Origin of the sequence: Micromonospora sonchi, assembly GCF_014646235.1 — a bacterium.
GTDB classification, from domain to species: domain Bacteria; phylum Actinomycetota; class Actinomycetes; order Mycobacteriales; family Micromonosporaceae; genus Micromonospora; species Micromonospora sonchi.
In genome coordinates, this window is record NZ_BMNB01000011.1 from 18,630 (window position 1) to 37,240 (window position 18,611).

19 protein-coding genes are annotated in these 18,611 nt (G+C 70.7%); 8 read left to right on the forward strand and 11 right to left on the reverse strand.

Annotation, left to right across the window (positions count from 1 at the left end):
• Window positions 1-19 precede the first annotated feature (19 nt).
• Window positions 20-955: a pyridoxal 5'-phosphate synthase lyase subunit PdxS gene (pdxS, locus tag IEY61_RS13620; protein WP_373293151.1), complete on the forward strand. Its 936-nt coding sequence runs from the start codon at window positions 20-22 to the stop codon at window positions 953-955.
• Between the two features lie 126 nt (window positions 956-1,081).
• The gene (gene pdxT, locus IEY61_RS13625; RefSeq protein WP_189044153.1) at window positions 1,082-1,687 is read left to right on the forward strand and encodes a pyridoxal 5'-phosphate synthase glutaminase subunit PdxT; all 606 of its coding nucleotides are present in this window, start codon (window positions 1,082-1,084) and stop codon (window positions 1,685-1,687) included.
• Between the two features lie 89 nt (window positions 1,688-1,776).
• Here the strand turns inward: pdxT and IEY61_RS13630 are convergent, their stop codons facing one another.
• On the reverse strand, window positions 1,777-2,628 hold the full coding sequence (locus IEY61_RS13630; RefSeq protein WP_189044155.1) for a helix-turn-helix transcriptional regulator: 852 nt from the start codon (window positions 2,626-2,628) through the stop codon (window positions 1,777-1,779).
• A gap of 101 nt (window positions 2,629-2,729) precedes the next feature.
• On the opposite strand from IEY61_RS13630, the gene IEY61_RS13635 reads away from it, so the two are divergent.
• From IEY61_RS13635 to IEY61_RS13645, 3 genes are all read left to right on the forward strand, one after another.
• Window positions 2,730-3,344 carry an NADPH-dependent FMN reductase gene (locus tag IEY61_RS13635; RefSeq protein WP_189044157.1) on the forward strand — a complete coding sequence of 205 codons (615 nt, stop codon included), beginning with the start codon at window positions 2,730-2,732 and terminating at the stop codon, window positions 3,342-3,344.
• Complete coding sequence (locus IEY61_RS13640; protein WP_189044159.1) at window positions 3,341-3,643, forward strand: hypothetical protein; 303 nt, start codon at window positions 3,341-3,343, stop codon at window positions 3,641-3,643. Before IEY61_RS13635 ends, IEY61_RS13640 begins: the two co-directional genes overlap by 4 nt.
• Window positions 3,644-3,864: 221 nt before the next feature.
• The gene (locus IEY61_RS13645; RefSeq protein WP_189044161.1) at window positions 3,865-4,614 is read left to right on the forward strand and encodes a YebC/PmpR family DNA-binding transcriptional regulator; all 750 of its coding nucleotides are present in this window, start codon (window positions 3,865-3,867) and stop codon (window positions 4,612-4,614) included.
• A 154-nt stretch (window positions 4,615-4,768) separates the two neighbouring features.
• Here the strand turns inward: IEY61_RS13645 and IEY61_RS13650 are convergent, their stop codons facing one another.
• Together IEY61_RS13650 and IEY61_RS13655 are read right to left on the reverse strand one after the other, a co-directional pair.
• Window positions 4,769-5,206 (reverse strand): nuclear transport factor 2 family protein, encoded by a 438-nt coding sequence (locus IEY61_RS13650; protein ID WP_189044163.1) that lies wholly within the window; start codon window positions 5,204-5,206, stop codon window positions 4,769-4,771.
• Between the two features lie 11 nt (window positions 5,207-5,217).
• Window positions 5,218-5,538 (reverse strand): hypothetical protein, encoded by a 321-nt coding sequence (locus IEY61_RS13655; protein ID WP_229705881.1) that lies wholly within the window; start codon window positions 5,536-5,538, stop codon window positions 5,218-5,220.
• A gap of 88 nt (window positions 5,539-5,626) precedes the next feature.
• Between IEY61_RS13655 and IEY61_RS13660 the strand changes: the two genes are divergently transcribed.
• Window positions 5,627-5,818: a hypothetical protein gene (locus IEY61_RS13660; protein ID WP_373293152.1), complete on the forward strand. Its 192-nt coding sequence runs from the start codon at window positions 5,627-5,629 to the stop codon at window positions 5,816-5,818.
• Window positions 5,815-6,447, forward strand: coding sequence for a ribonuclease FAU-1 family protein (locus tag IEY61_RS13665; protein WP_229705882.1), 633 nt, complete (start codon window positions 5,815-5,817; stop codon window positions 6,445-6,447). Before IEY61_RS13660 ends, IEY61_RS13665 begins: the two co-directional genes overlap by 4 nt.
• 80 nt (window positions 6,448-6,527) lie before the next feature.
• Here the strand turns inward: IEY61_RS13665 and IEY61_RS13670 are convergent, their stop codons facing one another.
• The 8 genes from IEY61_RS13670 to IEY61_RS13705 all read right to left on the reverse strand — a co-directional run bounded on the left by IEY61_RS13670 (window position 6,528) and on the right by IEY61_RS13705 (window position 14,653).
• A complete protein-coding gene (locus IEY61_RS13670) occupies window positions 6,528-7,574 on the reverse strand; it encodes an ABC transporter permease (protein WP_189044165.1) in 1,047 nt (348 codons plus the stop codon).
• Window positions 7,571-8,464 (reverse strand): ABC transporter ATP-binding protein, encoded by an 894-nt coding sequence (locus IEY61_RS13675; protein WP_189044167.1) that lies wholly within the window; start codon window positions 8,462-8,464, stop codon window positions 7,571-7,573. The genes IEY61_RS13670 and IEY61_RS13675 overlap by 4 nt, the downstream gene beginning before the upstream one ends.
• An 82-nt stretch (window positions 8,465-8,546) precedes the next feature.
• Entirely contained in the window at window positions 8,547-9,266 is a 720-nt protein-coding gene (locus IEY61_RS13680) for a response regulator (protein ID WP_189044169.1), read from the reverse strand.
• Window positions 9,263-10,570 carry a sensor histidine kinase gene (locus tag IEY61_RS13685; protein ID WP_189044171.1) on the reverse strand — a complete coding sequence of 436 codons (1,308 nt, stop codon included), beginning with the start codon at window positions 10,568-10,570 and terminating at the stop codon, window positions 9,263-9,265. Before IEY61_RS13685 ends, IEY61_RS13680 begins: the two co-directional genes overlap by 4 nt.
• Before the next feature lie 58 nt (window positions 10,571-10,628).
• Window positions 10,629-12,620, reverse strand: coding sequence for a M48 family metallopeptidase (locus IEY61_RS13690; RefSeq protein ID WP_189044173.1), 1,992 nt, complete (start codon window positions 12,618-12,620; stop codon window positions 10,629-10,631).
• Window positions 12,621-12,634: 14 nt separating this feature from the next.
• Window positions 12,635-13,231, reverse strand: coding sequence for a LemA family protein (locus IEY61_RS13695; RefSeq protein WP_229705883.1), 597 nt, complete (start codon window positions 13,229-13,231; stop codon window positions 12,635-12,637).
• A 133-nt stretch (window positions 13,232-13,364) separates the two neighbouring features.
• Window positions 13,365-14,315 (reverse strand): permease prefix domain 1-containing protein, encoded by a 951-nt coding sequence (locus IEY61_RS13700; RefSeq protein ID WP_189044175.1) that lies wholly within the window; start codon window positions 14,313-14,315, stop codon window positions 13,365-13,367.
• Entirely contained in the window at window positions 14,312-14,653 is a 342-nt protein-coding gene (locus IEY61_RS13705) for a PadR family transcriptional regulator (protein ID WP_189044177.1), read from the reverse strand. The genes IEY61_RS13700 and IEY61_RS13705 overlap by 4 nt, the downstream gene beginning before the upstream one ends.
• 263 nt (window positions 14,654-14,916) lie before the next feature.
• Here IEY61_RS13705 and dnaE point away from each other — a divergent pair, with 263 nt between their 5' ends.
• Complete coding sequence (dnaE, locus tag IEY61_RS13710) at window positions 14,917-18,450, forward strand: DNA polymerase III subunit alpha (protein WP_189044179.1); 3,534 nt, start codon at window positions 14,917-14,919, stop codon at window positions 18,448-18,450.
• The last annotated feature ends 161 nt before the right edge of the window (window positions 18,451-18,611 follow it).

Genomic DNA, 18,611 nt, shown 5'->3' on the forward strand with positions numbered 1-18,611 from the left:
CCCGAGGAGCGATGAGCCCGTGTCCGAGACGACTTCCCCGAACGTCGGTGCCACCCCGATCGTCGGTGCCACCCCGATCGTCGGCACCGCCCGCGTGAAGCGGGGCATGGCCGAGATGCTCAAGGGCGGCGTGATCATGGATGTGGTCACCCCCGAGCAGGCCAGGATCGCTGAGGACGCCGGCGCGGTCGCGGTGATGGCGCTGGAGCGGGTGCCGGCCGACATTCGCGCCCAGGGCGGGGTGTCCAGGATGAGCGACCCCGACATGGTCGACGGCATCATCAACGCGGTCTCCATTCCGGTGATGGCCAAGGCCCGCATCGGCCACTTCGTCGAGGCGCAGATCCTCCAGGCCCTCGGCGTCGACTACGTCGACGAGTCGGAGGTGCTCACCCCGGCCGATTACGCCAACCACATCGACAAGTGGGCCTTCACCGTCCCGTTCGTCTGCGGGGCGACCAACCTGGGCGAGGCGCTGCGCCGGATCACCGAGGGCGCCGCCATGATCCGCTCCAAGGGCGAGGCCGGCACCGGTGACGTCTCCAACGCCACCACCCACATGCGGAAGATCCGCCAGGAGATCCGCCGCCTGGCGTCGCTGCCGACCGACGAGCTGTTCGTCGCGGCGAAGGAGCTTCAGGCGCCGTACGAGCTGGTCAAGGAGGTCGCCGAGACCGGCAGACTGCCGGTGGTGCTGTTCACCGCCGGCGGCATCGCCACCCCCGCCGACGCCGCCATGATGATGCAGCTCGGCGCGGAGGGGGTCTTCGTCGGCTCCGGCATCTTCAAGTCCGGCAACCCGGCCCAGCGGGCCGCCGCGATCGTCAAGGCGACCACCTTCCACGACGACCCGGACGAGCTGGCCAAGGTCTCCCGCGGCCTCGGCGAGGCGATGGTCGGCATCAACGTCGACGACATCCCCGTCCCCCACCGCCTCGCCGACCGCGGCTGGTGACGTGTAAGGAAGGGCCCCTTATTAACGCCTGCGGTAGAGGAAGGGCCCCTTATTAACACCCGGCAAGCCGGTGTGGCGACGCGGTGAGCGATGGGTGACGCGCTCCGCTCGGCGGAAGGAACGCACGTGACAGCACCGGTGATCGGTGTGCTCGCCCTGCAGGGCGACGTCCGCGAACATCTCGCCGCGCTGGCCGCAGTGGGCGCGCAGGCCCGCCCGGTGCGCCGGCCGGCGGAACTGGACGCGGTCGACGGCCTGGTCATCCCGGGCGGGGAGTCCACCACGATCAGCAAGATGGTCGAACTCTTCGAGCTACGCGAACCGATCGACAAGCGGATCGCCGCCGGCATGCCGGTCTACGGCTCCTGCGCCGGCATGATCATGCTCGCCGCCGAGGTCCTCGACGGCCGGCCGGACCAGCGTGGCTTCGACGGCATCGCGATGACCGTACGGCGCAACGCGTTCGGCCGGCAGGTCGACTCGTTCGAGGCACCGGTGGAGATCAACGGGATCGACGGCGGGCCACTGCACGCCGTCTTCATCCGCGCCCCCTGGGTCGAGCGCGTCGGCCCCGACGTCGAGGTGCTGGGCACGGTCACCGAGGGTCCGGCCGCCGGCCGCATCGTCGCCGTACGCCAGAACAACCTCCTGGCCACCTCCTTCCACCCAGAACTCACCCACGACCGACGCCTGCACGCGTACTTCGTGAACCTGGTCCGCCACGCTCGTTGATCATGAGGTTGACGGCGTTTTGGAGATCAACGCTGCCGTCAACCTCATGATCAACGGGCTGGGGCGGGGACCGGGCGGGTGCGGGTCGGTCAGCTGGCGAGCGGGTGGAGGGTGCGGGGGCGGGGGATCAGGAGGCGGGCCAGGGCCGCTGTGGTGGGGGCATCGGCAGGCAGGTGTACGACCAGTCGCTGCTGATCGTCGGGGAGTTCCAGGGTCTCGTACGCCAGGCGCAGCAGGCCGACCTCCGGATGCCGCAACCGGCGCACGGCGCTGGGTTGGGCCGCGACCGGGCAGCGCTGCCACCGCGAGGTGAAGGCTGCCCCCACGGCGCGGCCGAGCCGTTCGGCGAAGGCATCCGTGGCCGGGTCACCCTGGCGCAGCCGGTGCAGTTCGGCGACCTGCTGGTCGGCCAGCTCCGCCCAGTCGGGAAAGTGCTCCCGGGCGCGTTCGTCGGCGAAGACGAACCACACCAGATTGGGGCGGTCGCCGTCGAGCAGCCCGAGCGCGCGGGCCAGCCGGTCGAACGGATCGTTCCAGGCCAGCACGTCACCGACCCGGTTGAGCAGGTACGCGGGCCGGTCCCGCAGCGCGTCCAGAAGACTGCGGATCTCAGGGCGGACGGTACGCGAGACCGCCGGACGTCGTCCCGTGCACAACTGCCGGTGGTTCTCGACCGACGCCAGTTGTTGCAGGTGCCGCCGGTCGGCCTCATCGAGGCGCAGCGCGTTGGCCAGCGCGGCGAGGATCTCCGGTGAGGGACGATTGTCGCGGCCCTGTTCGAGCCGGGTCAGGTACTCCACGCTGACCTGCGCCAGCGTCGCGACCTCCGCCCGGCGTAACCCCGGCGTACGACGTCGGGGGCCGACGGGCAGCCCCACCTGCTCGGGGCGCACGGCCTCTCGCCGGCTGCGCAGGAACACGCCCAACTCTCCGTCCAGCATGCCTCCCAGTCTGCCGCGACCGTCGCCGGCAAGGGTGGCCCCGCCAGGGCTACCCTCCGGCCGGCCTTCCCGGAACACCGGCCCGCCGGTGAGGTGGAGTCATGAGACAGCAACAACCTTTCGTCGTCGGCGTGATCGTGGGCAGCAGCCGTCCGGGCCGACGGGGGCCGGCGGTGGCCGGCTGGGTGACCGAGGTGCTGGCCCAGCACCCGGCGGTACGGGCCGGTGAGGTGACGATCGAGCTGATCGACCTCGCGGAGCACCGCCTGCCGCTGCTCGACGAACCGGTCCCGGCACGGTTCGGCGACTACCGGCACGAGCACACCCGCCGCTGGTCGGCGGCGATGGCGGCGTGCGACGCCTTCGTCTTCGTCACGCCGGAGTACAACCACTCGATCCCCGCCGTCCTCAAGAACGGCATCGACTACCTGGACGCCGAGTGGCGCGGCAAGCCCGCCGGACTGCTCAGTTACGGCGCAGACGGTGGCGGTCGGGCGGCCGGACACCTGCGGGACATCCTCACCGAGGTGGGGGCGAGGGTCGTGGACGATCACGTCGAGCTGGGGCTCTTCGTCGACTTCGAGTGGCCGGGCGAGGACCTGTCCGACCCGACGGCCGCGGCGCGGATCGCGCCCGGGGAGGACCGGGCCGCGGCGGTGACGGCGCTGCTCACCGACCTCCTCGACGCCGCCCGCGACCTGGTTGCGGTGGCATGAGCATGGAGACGATCCTGATCAGGTACCGGGTCCGCCCGGACCGGCTCGACGAGCACCTCTCCCTGCTCGGTGCGGTGCACGAGGAACTGGCCCGGCTCGGACCGCCCGGGTTCCGCTACCTGACGCTGCGGCTCGACGACGGGCACAGCTTCGTCGACGTGGCGATGGGACCGGAACTACCGGGACCGCTGGCGACACTGGAGTCGTTCCGGAGCTACCGGGCCGCCCTGGAGGAGCGCTGTGAGCAGCGGGACGTCTCGGAGTTCACCGTGCTGGGGTCGTACGGCATGGGGGAATAGCCTTCGTCCGTTATGAGTCGTTCTGCGGTGATTGGCGTGGCGCGTGGTGTGCGGCGGGTGACGGTCACCCGCCGCACCTCGGTAGGATTGCCGAGATTCGGCAGGGCCATCTGCCGCCACGGCTTCCACCAGAGCTGACCGGCACCACCGTGTGCGCCGGTGCGAAGCGGGGCGGGCACGGTGCGGTCGATGCAGGCGGCGGGTAGCAACGGAGGTAACAGATGGCCGGCCACTCAAAGTGGGCGACGACCAAGCACAAGAAGGCGGTCATCGACGCCAAGCGCGGCAAGATGTTCGCCAAGCTGATCAAGAACGTGGAGGTCGCGGCGCGGACCGGCGGCGGTGACCCGGCCGGCAACCCGACGCTCTACGACGCCATCCAGAAGGCCAAGAAAAACTCGGTCCCCAACGACAACATCGACCGCGCGGTCAAGCGCGGCTCCGGCCTGGAGGCCGGCGGCGCCGACTACCAGACGATCATGTATGAGGGGTATGGCCCGAACGGCGTCGCGCTGCTGATCGAGTGCCTGACCGACAACCGCAACCGCGCCGCCACCGAGGTGCGCACCGCGCTGACCCGCAACGGCGGCTCGTTCGCCGACGCCGGCTCGGTGTCGTACCTGTTCACCCGCAAGGGCGTGGTGATCGTGCCGAAGGCGGGCACCACCGAGGACGACGTGATGCTGGCGGTCCTGGACGCGGGCGCCGAGGAGGTCAACGACCTGGGCGAGGCGTTCGAGGTGGTCTCCGAGCCGGGTGACCTGATCGCCGTACGCACCTCGTTGCAGGACGCCGGCATCGAGTACGAGTCGGCGGAGTCCTCGCTCATTCCCAGCGTCAACGTGCCGCTGGACGAGGAGGGCGCCCGCAAGATCTTCAAGCTGATTGACGTCCTGGAGGACTGCGACGACGTGCAGAACGTCTACGCCAACTTCGACGTCAGCGACGAGATCATGGCTGCCGTCGGCTGACGATCAGTAGCTGAAACGCCTCCCGGACATCCCTTTGTCCGGGAGGCGTTCTTCTGCTTTCAGGACCTGGCCGACGCGGAAGGTTTCCACTTCGATCAGTCCGACGAACCCGCCCCCAGCCAGCCGAGTCGCCGCAGATCTTGGACAGGTTCCGTTAGCTCCTAACGGAACCTGTCCAAGATCTGCGCAGAGGCCGGGGGAAGAGGGTGGTGGGTGGGGGGATGTGGCCCTCCTGGGTGTGGGAGTAGTCGCGGGACTCGGTGACCAGGCCGGTGGCGTCGAAGCGCAGCACGGTGCAGCCGGACGTCGTGAGCGGCCTGCCGTACGGGTAGGTCACCGCCCAGTACTCGACCGTCGCCAGGTCACCGTCGACCTGTGGTTCGGCGAACCAGACCTCGGCCGGACAGGTCTCCTCCTCGAAGCACTCCATGACGTAGGCGCGTAGCCCGGCCCGCCCTCGGCACCGGTGGAACATCGACGCCCAGTGGTCGCCCTGCTCCGCGTACAGGTTGACGATGCTCTTCACATCCTTGGCGGGCCAGCCGCGGGACCAGGCCTCCGTCCACCGCCGGACCGCTTCGCGTACGTCCATGGTTTTGCTCCTCACGTCGATGGGTTCACGGTGACCGGGGGAGCGCCCGGGGCGTTCCAGGCCAGGAAGCGCTCGAACAGTTCGCCCGGGGTGGGTGGTGGGGTCTCGCGCATCAGGTCCTCGGTGGCGTCGAAGAGGACTCCGGCCAGGTAGACCGAGAGACCGACCCGATCGGGGCCGTACTCGGCCCGCAGCAGCATCCGGGCCATCGGGCACGGCCAGGCAGCGCCACACGCCCGGCACCGCCAGCCGGGCCGCTCCGGCAGGTGCTGGTGCACCGGGTGGAGTCGGCTGAGCGGCTCACGGCCCAGCGGAATGTTCGGCAGGGTCACCTACTCATCCTGCACCCGCTGTTGCCGACCGTCAACCCTGATCAGTGTTAGCGGTCGAGCTGCGACCGCCGGTGCCTACCGTCAACATGTGGGCGAGTTCGTGGGGATCGCTGAGATCCGGCAGATGCTGGGCGGAGTCAGCCGCGCCCGCGCATCCGTGATTGCGTCTCGACGCGATTTCCCGGCCCCTTACCAAGTGCTGATCATGGGCCAAATCTGGCGGAAGTCGGATGTGGAGGCGTGGATCAAGGTGCATCGGCCGGAGTTGGCGGGCGAGTGACCCCGGGAGCAGCCGAAAATCGCTTCGCGCCGGGTGACGTGGTGGTCCGGCGGGAGATCCTGCGTGGCGAGGTGTGGTTCGGCTGCCCGACGATCTGCGTCGAGGATTCGCCTGATCTGCTCGCGCTCTACCTGCCGCCGGGAGCCGAGTTCGGCTTTCCCGACACCGGGAGCTTCCCGTGCGGCCGGCACCCGTGGCAGGTCGCCGGCCATACCGCCTGGACGGGGCACGGCAAGCTGATGTTGCAGCGTCCCGGGGAGGCGCACTCGGTAGACGTGTTCTGGTCCGGCCCGGCCCGGAGCTTCGCCGGCTGGTACTTCAACCTCCAGGACCCGTTCCGGCGTACGCCCATCGGGGTGGACACCCTCGACCATGAGCTTGACCTGTGGTGGGTGGCGGACGCCGACCGGTACGTCTTCAAGGATGTGGAGATTTTCGCCCAGCGGCTGGTGGAGGGGCGCTACCCGGGGATGGGCGAGGCGATCCGGGCCGAGGGCGACCGGATCGCCGCGCTGCTGGACGCGGGTGAGCGCTGGTGGGACGAATGCTGGGCGGCCTGGCAGCCCGAGCCGACCTGGATCGTCCCGCGTCTGCCCGCCAACTGGGCAGCGATCCCGCCGCACCTGTGATCGTCTGCACTTCAGTGACCAGGACAGCGGCGTGTCGAGGCACTGAAGTGCAGACGATCAAGCAAAGGGTCAGCTCACCGTCAGCCGCGCCAGGCGGTGCGCAGCGAGGTGCGGCCGTTGGTGCGCAGCAGCGACCCCTCGTACACCCGGGCCCCGGCGAGCAGGAACCCGACCGACGCCACCAGCAGCAGGGCCAGCGACACGAACGGCTCCCAGCCGGCCGCGTCCCCGGTGAACAGCCGCAGCGGCATCGCCGTCGGTGCCGAGAACGGCAGGTAGGACAGCACCCGCATGCCAACGGCGTTGTCGTTGAGGAAGATCACCGCAAAGAACGGCAGCATCACCGCGAGCTGCACCGGCATCGACACGCCGCCGATGTCCTCCAGCCGGTTGACCAGGGCGCCGGCCGCCGCCCACATCGCCGCGATCAGCACGAAGCCGAGCAGGAAGAACGGGATGAACCAGCCGATCGCCGGGGCGAGCAGCGAAAGCAGCCCGCTGTCGCCGCCGGACGCCACGCCGGCCAGCGCGACCAGGGCTACCAGCCCGATCTGACCGAGCGCCAGGAGCGTGCCGGCGAGCATCTTGCCGGCCAGCAGCGCCCGGACCGGCACCGCGGCGACGAGGATCTCCACGATCCGGGTCTGCTTCTCCTCGATGATGCTCTGCGCGATCTGCACGCCGAAGGTCTGCGAGGTGATGAAGAAGACGAAGGCGAAGGCGAACGGCACGATGAAGGCCAGCGTCGGATCCACCGCGTCGGGATCCAGCAGCCGGACCGGAGGTTCACTGCTCAGCGCGGAGACCACCTCGCCGGGGGCCTCCTTCATGGCGAGCACGGCCGGGCCGGCGACGACCGCGGCGTCCACGTCCCCGTCGCGGACCGCCTGCTCGGCGGCGGCGTCATCGGCGACCGTACGCACCTGAAGCCCCGCCGCGTGCAGCGGTCCGGCCGCCGCCTCGGTCGCCGCCACGGTGGGCGGTCCGCCGGCCAGCAGCGGCGGTAGGAAGGTCGCCGCCGCGGCGATCAGGAAGAAGATCAGCGTGCTGATCAGGAAGGTACGGTCGCGCAGCTTGACCCGGATCTCCCGGGCGGCGACCAGGCGGGTGGCCTCGAAGGTGTTCACTGGGTGACCTCTCGGAAGATCTCGGCGAGGGACGGGCTGACCGGACGGAACGCGCGCACCGGGCCGCGCTCCAGCGCCGCCCGCAGCACCGGCTGCTCGTCCGCGCCGGGCGCGAGGTCGAAGACGGCGCGGGCGCCGTCCAGGTCGACCAGGCTCACCCCGGGCTGGTCCCGCAGCCAGCCGGCGTCGGTCTCCACCACCAGCTCGAACCGGGGCGTGGTGTACGCCGCGCGCAACTCCTCCCGGCTGCCGGCGGCGCGGATCGTGCCGTCCGCGATGATCACCAGGTCGTCGCAGAGCCGCTCGACGACGTCCAGTTGGTGGCTGGAGAAGAGCACCGGCGCCCCGGCGGCGGCCCGCTCGCGCAGCACGGCGACGACCGTGTCCACGGCCAGCGGGTCCAGGCCGGAGAAGGGCTCGTCGAGCACCAGCACCTCGGGCTCGTGCACCAGCGCGGCGGCGATCTGGGCCCGCTGCTGGTTGCCCAGCGACAGCGTCTCGAGCAGGTCGTCGCCCCGCTCGCCGAGCCCGACCCGCTCCAGCAGCGCGTCGGTGGCGCGGCGGGCGCCCTCGGCGGTCAGCCCGTGCAGCCGGCCCAGGTAGGTCACCTGCTCGCGGACGCTCATCTTGGGATAGAGGCCCCGCTCCTCGGGCATGTAGCCGAACCGTCGCCGAGCCTCCCGGCTCAGCGGGGCGCCCTGCCACGTCACCTCGCCCGCGTCCGCGGCGAGCACGCCGAGGATGATGCGCATGGTGGTGGTCTTGCCGGCGCCGTTGCCGCCGACGAAGCCGGTCATCCGGCCTGCGACGACCTCGAAGGACACCTCTTTGAGCACCTGACGGTCGCCGAAGCTGCGGTCGACGCCGTCGAGGCGGAGCACACTGGTCACGGCGTAGACGCTAGGCCGTCGATGGTCGGCTGCCGTCCGCCCGCCGACGGAGATCATGACTCCCTCTCGCGACGGAGGTCGCTCACCCGCCGGGACGGACCACCCCGTGTTCGTACGCGAAGACCACCGCCTGCACCCGGTCGCGCAGGCCCAGCTTGGCCAGCACCCGGCTGACGTGCGACTTCACGGTCGCCTCGCCGAGGTGCAGCGCGCCGGCGATCTCGGCGTTGCTGGCACCCCCGGCGAGAAGGACCAGCACCTCCCGTTCCCGGGGCGTGAGGTCGCGCAGCGCCGCCTCCGGCGTGGTCGCACCGACGCCGGGGCCGCCCGGACGGGCGAAGGTGGCGATCACCCGCCGGGTGAGTTCGGGGGCGAGCAGGCCGTCGCCACGGGCCAGCACCCGGATCGCCTCGACCAGCGCCTCCGGCGTGCCGTTCTTGAGCAGGAAGCCGCTGGCCCCGGCGCGCAGCGCGGCGAACAGGTAGTCGTCCCGGTCGAAGGTGGTGAGGATCAGCACCGCCGGACCGCCCGGCTGGTCGGCGTCCGCGCTGATCCGCCGGGTCGCCTCCAGGCCGTCGACCCCGGGCATCTCCACGTCCATCAGCACCACGTCCGGGCGCAGCGCCCGGGTCATGGCGACCGCCCGTTCGCCGTCCGCGGCCTCGCCCACCACCTCGATGTCGTCCTCCACCTCAAGGATGACCCGGAAGCCGGTGCGGACCAGATGCTGGTCGTCGGCGAGCAGCAACCGGATCGGCCGACCCGCCTCGGGCCCGGCGTCGTCTGGGGTGACCGCGCTCATGCCGGACTCCCCAGACCGGCAGGGTGGGGCGGCGCGCCGCCAGCGACCGGCAGCGGGAAGCGGACCCGCACCCGCCAGCCACCGCCGCTACGCGGACCGACCTCGAGTTCGCCGCCGTGGGTGCCGACCCGCTCACGCATCCCGATCAGGCCCAGCCCATCGGCGTTCGCCGGGCGGGTGACCCGGCCGTCGTCGGTCACCTCGACCTCCACCTCCTGTGCCAGATAACGGATCCGCACGTCGAGCATGCTCGCGCCGGTGGCGTGCTTGAGCACGTTCGTCACCGCCTCCTGCACCACCCGGTACGCGGCCTGGGAGAGCGACCCGGGCAGCGGCCTCGGCTCGCCGTACACCCCGAGGGTCGCCCGCAGGCCGGCCTCGCGCGCCCGGTCCACCACGGCGGCGATCTGGTCGACCCCGGCGGGCTGCCCGGCACCCTCGCCGTCGCCGTCGCGGGCGCGTAGCACGCCGAGCATACGGCGCAGCTCGTCCACGGCCGTGCGGGCGGACTCCTCGATCGCGGTCAGCGCGGTCCGGGCCTTCGCCGGGTCCTTGTCGAAGACCCGGCGGCAGGCCGACGCCTGCACCCCCATCACCGACACGTGGTGGGCGACCACGTCGTGCAGCTCGCGGGCGATCCGGACCCGCTCACCGACCACGGCGTGCTCCCGCATCTCGGCCTGCGAGCGGCGCAGCCGCTCCGCCTGCTCGGCCAGCTCGTGCTGCCGGCGGGCGGCGACCCAGGCGGTCTCCCCGAAGAAGTACGCGAACGCGAAGTACAGCCCGTTGACCAGGAGACCGGTGACGACCGTGGCGAGCACCGGCGGCACCGGCCCGAGCGCCCCCGCGAAGGTCCCCTCGGTGAGGACGTCGTAGTTGATCGCGTAGGCGATCGTGAGCCAGCCGAACATCGCGGCGATGATGCCGATCCGCAGCCGCCGGGACAGCCGGTGGTCCCGCCCCCAGGCGCCGAGGGTGTAGATGGCGGCGAACAGCGCCCACCCGGAGAGCTGCCACTCGGGGACGGCGCGGATCTGCGAACCGATGAACGCGGCCGACACGACCAGCGCGGTGGCGGCCGGGAAGCGCCGTCGCCAGATCAGCGGCAGGGGCACCGCGACGGTCCAGAGGAGCTGTTCGAGGCCGGACGGCGGTGGCCCGAGCAGGAACGCTCCGGTGCTGCGGGCCAGCGTGAGGCTGAGCAGGGCCAGGGCCGTCGCGGCCAGCCCGGCGTAGAGGTCCAGCCGCTGCTGCTCGCCAGTGGGGCCGGGCCGCCGCCAGTCGTCCCCTGTCTCGGTGCTCACCCTGGCCAGGATGCCACCCGACGCTACCGAGCGTGGCTACCGGGGCCGCCGGGAATGCTCAGCCGAGGCCGTGGCCGGCCATCGGCGGCAGCGGGCAGTGCAGCAGGCCACAGATCGTGCGCAACAGCTCGACCTCGGGCACCGTCATCATCCCGTCGTGGCTGATCACCGCCACCACTGCCGCGACCAGCCGCTCCTTGTCGCCCGGTCGCAACCCGTCCAGCACCGGCCAGGCGGTCTCCAGGGCGAGCACGCCGTTCTCCGGCGGCGCGTACGGCAGGGTGGTCCCGGGCATCAGGGCGGCGACGCCGGCCTGGAAGGCCCGTTCGGCCTCGGCCTGCTCGGGGTGCCCGACCTGGGCGAGGAGCGCCAGCAGGGCAGCCGCCGCCGAACGGGCGTCGGTGAGGGTGCGCCGGTCGGTGCGCCAGCGCGAGTCCGGCCGCAGCGACTCCTGGATCTCGGCCAGCAGCAGCCGGGACAGGCAGTACTCGGTCACGTCGATCGCACCGTCGGCGTGGATCAGCGTGAACACGACGGCGAGCAGCGCCTCCAGCTGTGGACCCGGTCGGTCGCGCAGCGCCGGGAAGGTCAGCTCGGCCAGCGGCAGCCGCAGCGACGGGTGCAGCCCGGCCAGGGTGTCCGCCGCGCGCAGGGCGCCGTCGGCCAGGTCACGGCCGTGCTGCTGGGCCAGTGCGGCGTACTGGTGCTGCCGGACCTCCGGCTCGGCGCTGAGCAGCAGGCCGAGCAGGAGCGGTACGGCCGCCTCCCGGTTACGGGCCTGGCCGAGCAGCGGCTCCGGGATCCGGTCGAGGATCGCGGCGGCGTGCGTGTAGGCGGTCTCGGTGGGGGCGGCGACCCGGCCCAGCACCTCGGCTGGCGCGACGCGTACCCGCGCATCCTGCTCGGGCAGCCCCGGCGCGGCCTGCCGCGCCTGACCCGCCGCGCCGCCCTGGTGGCCTGGGGCGCCCTGACCCGCCGCGCCCTGACCGGTCGGGGCCAGGCCGAGCGCGATGTCCTCCTGCCGGCCCGAGGGCGGGGCCGCCGCCCACTGCCGCGAAAGCCGTTGCAGCTCGGCCGGGTCGAACGACGGCTCCAGCGCCCTGATCCGGGCGGCCAGCGGGGGATGGGTGGCGAACCAGGAGGCCCGGGCCGCCTCGCCGAAGAGCATGTGCCCGACCTCGTCGCGTTTCGGCGACTTCAGCTCGGAGCCGTCGGTCAGCCCGCCGATCTTCTTCAGCGCCCCGGCGATGCCCCGCGTCTGCCGGGTGTACTGCACGGCCGAGGCGTCGGCGAGGTACTCCCGTTGCCGGGACACCGAGGCCTGGATGAGCCGTCCGGCGACGACCCCGACGTAGCCGGCCACCAGCAGCGCCAGCCCTACCAGCGCCAACGGGTTGGCGCCGCCGCTGTTGTTGCGCTGCCGACCGCCGCCGCCGATGATGCCGGCGCGGGCCAGGCCACGGCCGATCACGGTCAGGAAGAGGATGCCGAACAGCAGGCCCATCAGCCGGATGTTGAGCCGCATGTCCCCGTTGACGACATGGGCGAACTCGTGGGCGATGACCCCCTGGAGTTCGTCGCGGTTGAGCCGTTGCAGCGCGCCCCGGGTGACCGCCACGGCCGCGTCGGCGGGCCCCCACCCGGCGGCGAAGGCGTTGATCGACGACTCGTTCGGCAGGACGTAGACCTCGGGGACGGGTACGCCGGAGGCCAGCGCCATCTCCTCGACCACGTTGCGCAGCCGGCGCAGCTCCGGGTCGGTGGTGTCCGCCGGCACCGGCACCCCGCCCAGCTCGCGCGCCACCTGCCCGCCGCCGCCGCGCAACGTGACGGTACGCACCAGCGCGGCCAGCCCGATCGCCGCGACCGTGACTACGCTGACCACGGCGATCAGCCCGATCAGTTGTCCCGGCGGGCCGGCGGTGGCGTTGAAGGCGAACACCGCGGCGACGTTCACCACCACCACGATGCCGATCACGGCCAGCACGAACAGCAGCACCAACCGGGTCGACAGCCGGCGGACCTGGCGCTGCCGTTCGAAGAAGTTCATCGGTCGTCGAGCCTCTAGAAGGAGACCTGCGGTGCCTGGCGCTGCTGCGGGTCGTCCGGCTGGAACAGCGCGGCCGGCCCGAACGAGAACATCCCCGCGAGGATGCTGGAGGGAAAGACCTCGCGCTTGTTGTTGTAGGCCATCACCGCGTCGTTGTACGCCTGCCGGGCGAAGGCGACCCGGTTCTCGGTCGAGGTCAGCTCCTCCGAGAGCTGCATCATGTTCTGGTTGGCCTTCAGGTCGGGGTAGGCCTCGGAGAGCGCGAAGAGCCGGCCCAGGGTGGCGGTGAGCGCGTTCTCCGCGCCGCTGAGCTGCTGCATCGCGGCCGGGTCACCGGGGGCTGCCGCGGCCGTGGCCTGCGCGTTGACGGCGGCGTTGCGGGCGGTGATCACCGCCTCCAGCGTCTCCCGCTCGTGCTTGAGGTAGCCCTTGGCGGTCTGGACCAGGTTGGGAATGAGGTCGTGCCGGCGGACGAGCTGCACGTCGATCTGGGCGAACGCGTTGCGGTACGCGTTGCGGGCCCGGACCAGCCCGTTGTAGATCGAGACGCCGAAGCCGAGGACCGCCACGACGATCAACGCCAGACACACCAAACCGATGATCAGTTCCACGGCCGCTCCCTCGGTACGCGTCGGTCCTGCCGTTCGTGATCGTACGTTCACGTGTCCAGACCTGCCCATTCTCCCTTCGGCGGACCGTCGGCGAGGACGGGATCTGCCTCCCGCCCTCGCCCGGCGCCGGCGGTCAGCGCGCGGCCCGGCGTGCCTTGATCACGCTGTCGACGGTGTCCCAGAGCACGACCAGGATCGTGGTGACCACCACCACGGTGGTGACGGTCTTCAGGTTGTGGCCCTCCCGGAGCCACTCGAAGCGGGCCACGAGGTCGGGGTTCAGCAGCCGGTCGGCCGACATCAGCCAGACCACCGGCACCGCGAACGCCAGGTTGAGCACCGCGTTCACCGCGACCAGCGGCCAGGTGAAGCGTCCGGCCCGGTACTTGGCGAACTCCAGCCCCACGGAGGCGACCAGCACGGCGATCAGGAACGGCAGCCAGAAGCTCCACAGCGCCGGGTCGAGGACCGGCAGGTTGCCGGCACCGTCGGCGGGGACGAACGACCGGAAGTGCTGCAGCGGCAGGTAGGCGATGAAGAGCGCCAGGAAGCCGATCGCCGCGGCCGTGTCGGTGAGCGTGATCTGCCGTTCGACCGGGGCCTCCGGGAGTTGGTCGACGCTCCAGTCGGGCAGGTGCAGGGGGGTGTTGGTCCGCTCCAACACCGCGAAGACCAGGGTGACCCAGAACGCGATCTGGACCGCGACCTCGAAGGCGCTGGCGAAGCCGGCGCCGACGGCGGCGCCGACGCTCTTCCCGTCGGTCGCCGCCACGAGGCCGACCACGAGGCCGACCATCGCCGGGATGAAGGAGAGCAGCAGCTTCAGCAGCCGCTCCCAGGCCAGGTAGTACCTCGGGCCGATGAGTTGCAGACGGCGGTCGGCGTAGCGGGCGGCGAGCTGCGCCGGGTCGCCCAGCTCGGTGAGCACCTCGCGCTCGGCGGCGGCGGTCTCCTCCCCGCCGTCCGTGCGGCCCTCGATCATGTCCTGGATCGAGGCGCGCAGCTCGGTGGCGATCTCCTCGCGGCGGGGGGCGGGCACCGAGCGCAGGGTGGCGGCGACGTAGCGGTCGGCCAGGGTGGTCATCGGTCGACTCCTTCGAGCAGGGCGGTCATGGAGGTCTGGACGGCGGTCAGGTCGGCGAGGAGTCGGTCGAGCATGGCTTCGCCGTCGGGGCTGGTCCGGTAGAACTTGCGCGGTCGGCTCTCTTCGGTGTTCCACTCGCTGGTCAGGAGCCCCTGCTCCTCCAGCCGGCGCAGCAGGGGGTAGAGGGTGTTGGCGTCGACCGGGAAGCCGTGCCCGGTGAGCCGTTGCAGCAGCGCGTAGCCGTAGTCGGGCCGGCGCAGGGCGATCAGGCTGGCCACCACGACCGTGCCCCGGCGTAGCTCCTGAAGGTGTGTCCGCAGGACGTCATCGCTGACCATGACACACACTATAGTGTGTGTCACACAGCATTGTCGAGGGCTGCAATACAGTCCGCCACCCAACACAGTCCGCCACCCCCCGTCGATCTTGCACTTCCTGTTGGGGCAAAGCCGTCTAAAGGGGATGTTTCGGCGACCAAAGTGCAAGATCGACGGGGAGTGGGGTGGCTTGGCGGGTCCGGGCGCGGCGCGGTGGAGTGGCGGCTGCGGCGGGGATAGGGTGGGCCCGACCGACTCGATCATCCGACCCGGGGGGCCTCCGCATGGGCGATTCGTTCGCGCATCTGCACGTGCACACGGAGTACTCGATGCTCGACGGGGCGGCCCGGCTGAAGGACCTGTTCGCCGAGGTCAAGCGGCAGGGCATGCCGGCGGTGGCGATGACCGACCACGGCAACATGCACGGCGCGAACGACTTCTACAAGCAGGCCATGGCCGCCGGGGTGAAGCCGATTCTGGGCATCGAGGCGTACGTGGCGCCGGAGTCGCGCTTCCACAAGCAGCGGGTGCGCTGGGGTCGACCGGAGCAGAAGAGCGACGACGTCTCGGGTAGCGGTGGCTACACGCACATGACGATCTGGGCCAAGAACCAGACCGGCCTGCACAACCTGTTCAAGCTCACCTCGCGCTCGTTCACCGAGGGCTTCTTCGTCAAGTGGCCCCGCATGGACGCGGAAGTGCTCGCCGAGCACGCCGACGGGCTGATGGCGACCACCGGTTGCCCGTCGGGCGAGGTGCAGACCCGGCTGCGGCTCGGCCAGTACGACGAGGCGCTCAAAGCCGCGGCCAAGTACCAGGACATCTTCGGCAGGGAGAACTTCTTCCTGGAGATCATGGACCACGGCATCTCGATCGAGCGCCGGGTCCGCGACGAGCTGATCGACATCTCCCGCAAGCTCGACATCCCGCCGGTCGTCACCAACGACTCGCACTACACCCACGAGGCGCAGGCCGAGGCGCACGACGTGCTGCTCTGCGTACAGACCGCGGCGAACGTGGCGGATCCGAACCGGTTCAGGTTCGACGGCAGCGGCTACTACATCAAGTCCGCCGACGAGATGCGTGGCGTGGACAACTCCGACATCTGGCTGGAGGGCTGCCGCAACACCCTGCTGGTCGCCGAGAAGGTCGACCCGGCCGGGATGTTCGAGTTCCACAACCTGATGCCGCGCTTCCCGGTGCCCGAGGGGGAGACCGAGGAGTCCTGGTTCCGCAAGGAGACCTTCGCCGGACTGGCCCGCCGCTTCCCCAACGGGATTCCCGAGGGGCACGTCGTGCAGGCCGAGTACGAGCTGGGCGTCATCATCCAGATGGGCTTCCCCTCGTACTTCCTCGTGGTCGCCGACTTCATCGGCTGGGCCAAGTCCCAGGGCATCGCCGTGGGTCCGGGCCGGGGCTCGGCGGCCGGTTCGCTGGTCGCGTACGCCCTGGGCATCACCGACCTGGACCCGATCCCACATGGACTGATCTTCGAGCGGTTCCTCAACCCCGAGCGGGTCTCCATGCCGGATGTCGACATCGACTTCGACGAGCGCCGGCGCGGTGAGGTGATCAAGTACGTCACCGACAAGTGGGGCGAGGACAAGGTCGCCCAGATCGCCACCTTCGGCACCATCAAGGCGAAGGCCGCGATCAAGGACTCGGCCCGGGTGCTGGGCTACCCGTACGCGGTCGGCGACCGGATCACCAAGGCGATGCCCCCGGCGGTGATGGGCAAGGACATCCCGCTCGAAGGCATCTTCGACCCGAAGCATCCCCGCTACGCCGAGGCCGGCGAGATCCGCGGCATGTACGAGTCGGAAGCCGACGTCAAGAAGGTCATCGACACCGCCCGGGGCATCGAGGGGCTGATTCGGCAGACCGGGGTGCACGCCGCCGGCGTGATCATGTCCGCCGAGCCGATCATCGAGCACGTCCCGCTGATGCGCCGGGACTCCGATGGGGTGATCATCACCCAGTTCGACTACCCGACGTGCGAGTCGCTCGGGCTGCTGAAGATGGACTTCCTCGGCCTGCGCAACCTGACCATCATCGACGACGCGGTGAAGAACATCGGGCTCAACCACGGCAAGGAGCTGGACCTGCTGGCCCTGCCGCTGGACGACAAGGCCGCCTACGAGCTGCTGTCCCGCGGTGACACGCTGGGCGTGTTCCAGCTCGACGGCGGGCCGATGCGCTCGCTGCTGCGAATGATGAAGCCGGACAACTTCGAGGACATCTCCGCCGTACTGGCGCTGTACCGGCCGGGCCCGATGGGCGTGGACTCGCACACCAACTACGCGCTGCGCAAGAACGGCCTCCAGGAGATCACCCCGATCCACCCGGAGCTGGAGGAGCCGCTGCGCGAGATCCTCGCCCCCACCTACGGCCTGATCGTCTACCAGGAGCAGGTGCAGCGCGCCGCGCAGATCCTCGCCGGCTACACCCTCGGCCAGGCCGACCTGCTGCGCCGGGCGATGGGCAAGAAGAAGAAGGAGATCCTGGACAAGGAGTTCATCCCGTTCCGGGACGGCTGCCGCGAGCGCGGCTACTCCGACGAGGCGATCCAGAAGGTCTGGGACGTGCTGGTCCCGTTCGCCGGGTACGCCTTCAACAAGGCGCACTCCGCCGCGTACGGCCTCGTCTCGTACTGGACGGCGTACCTGAAGGCGCACTATCCGGCCGAGTACATGGCGGCGCTGCTCACCTCCGTCGGCGACGACAAGGACAAGATGGCGCTCTACCTGTCGGAGTGCCGGCGGATGGGCATCCAGGTGCTGCCGCCGGACGTGAACACCTCGGCCGGCCCGTTCACCCCGGTCGGCAAGGAGATCCGCTTCGGTCTCGGCGCGATCCGCAACGTCGGCGCGAACGTGGTCACCTCGATCATGCGGTGTCGCGAGGAGAAGAGCGAGTACGCCGACTTCTACGACTTCCTGTCCAAGGTGGACGCGGTGGTCTGCAACAAGAAGACCATCGAATCCCTGATCAAGGCCGGCGCGTTCGACTCGATGGGCCACCCGCGCAAGGGGCTGCTCACCGTGCACGCCGACGCCATCGACGCGTACGCCGACGTCAAGCGCAAGGAGGCCGTCGGCCAGTACGACCTGTTCGGCGCGGGCTTCGGCGACACCGAGACGACGACCACCACCACGGTCATGCCGACCATCGCCGAGGGGGAGTGGGACAAGCGCGACAAGCTCGCCTTCGAGCGGGAGATGCTCGGCCTGTACGTCTCCGACCACCCGCTGTTCGGCCTGGAACACATCCTCGGCCCGGCGGCCGACTGCACCATCGCCGCCCTGTCCGAGGAGGGCAGCGTGCCCGACGGCGCGGTCGTCACCCTCGCCGGCATCCTCTCCGGCGTGCAGCGGCGGGTCACCAAGCAGGGCCGGGCGTGGGCCTCGGCCACCCTGGAGGACCTTGCCGGCGGGGTGGAGACCCTGTTCTTCCCGAACACCTACGAGGTGATCGGGCAGTACATCGCCGAGGACGCCATCGTGGTGGTCAAGGGGCGGGTCGACCGGCGCGACGACACCCCGCGCATCATGGCGATGGACATGTCCCTGCCCGACGTCAGCGCCAGCGCGACCAACAAGCCGGTCACCCTCACCATCCCGGTGACCCGCTGCACCCCGCCACTGGTGCAACGGCTGAAGGAAACCCTGGTGCTGCACCCGGGCGACGCCGAGGTGCACGTCAAGCTGCTCAACGGCAGCCACACCACCACCTGGCGGCTCGGGCCGGTGCGGGTGGCCGCGACCACCGCGCTGATGGCCGACCTGAAGAGCGTCCTCGGCCCGGCCAACGTCACCTGACCCGGGCGGATCGAGGTTGCCGCTCGCGCCGCCGCGCGTCGGGCTCGGGCGTTAAGAAGGGGCCCTTCCTCTACCGCAGGCGTTAAAAGGGGGCCCTTCCTTTCGTGCCACGAGGGTGGGATTGGCGCTCTGGGGGAGGGTGTCCGGGCGGCTAGCGTCGG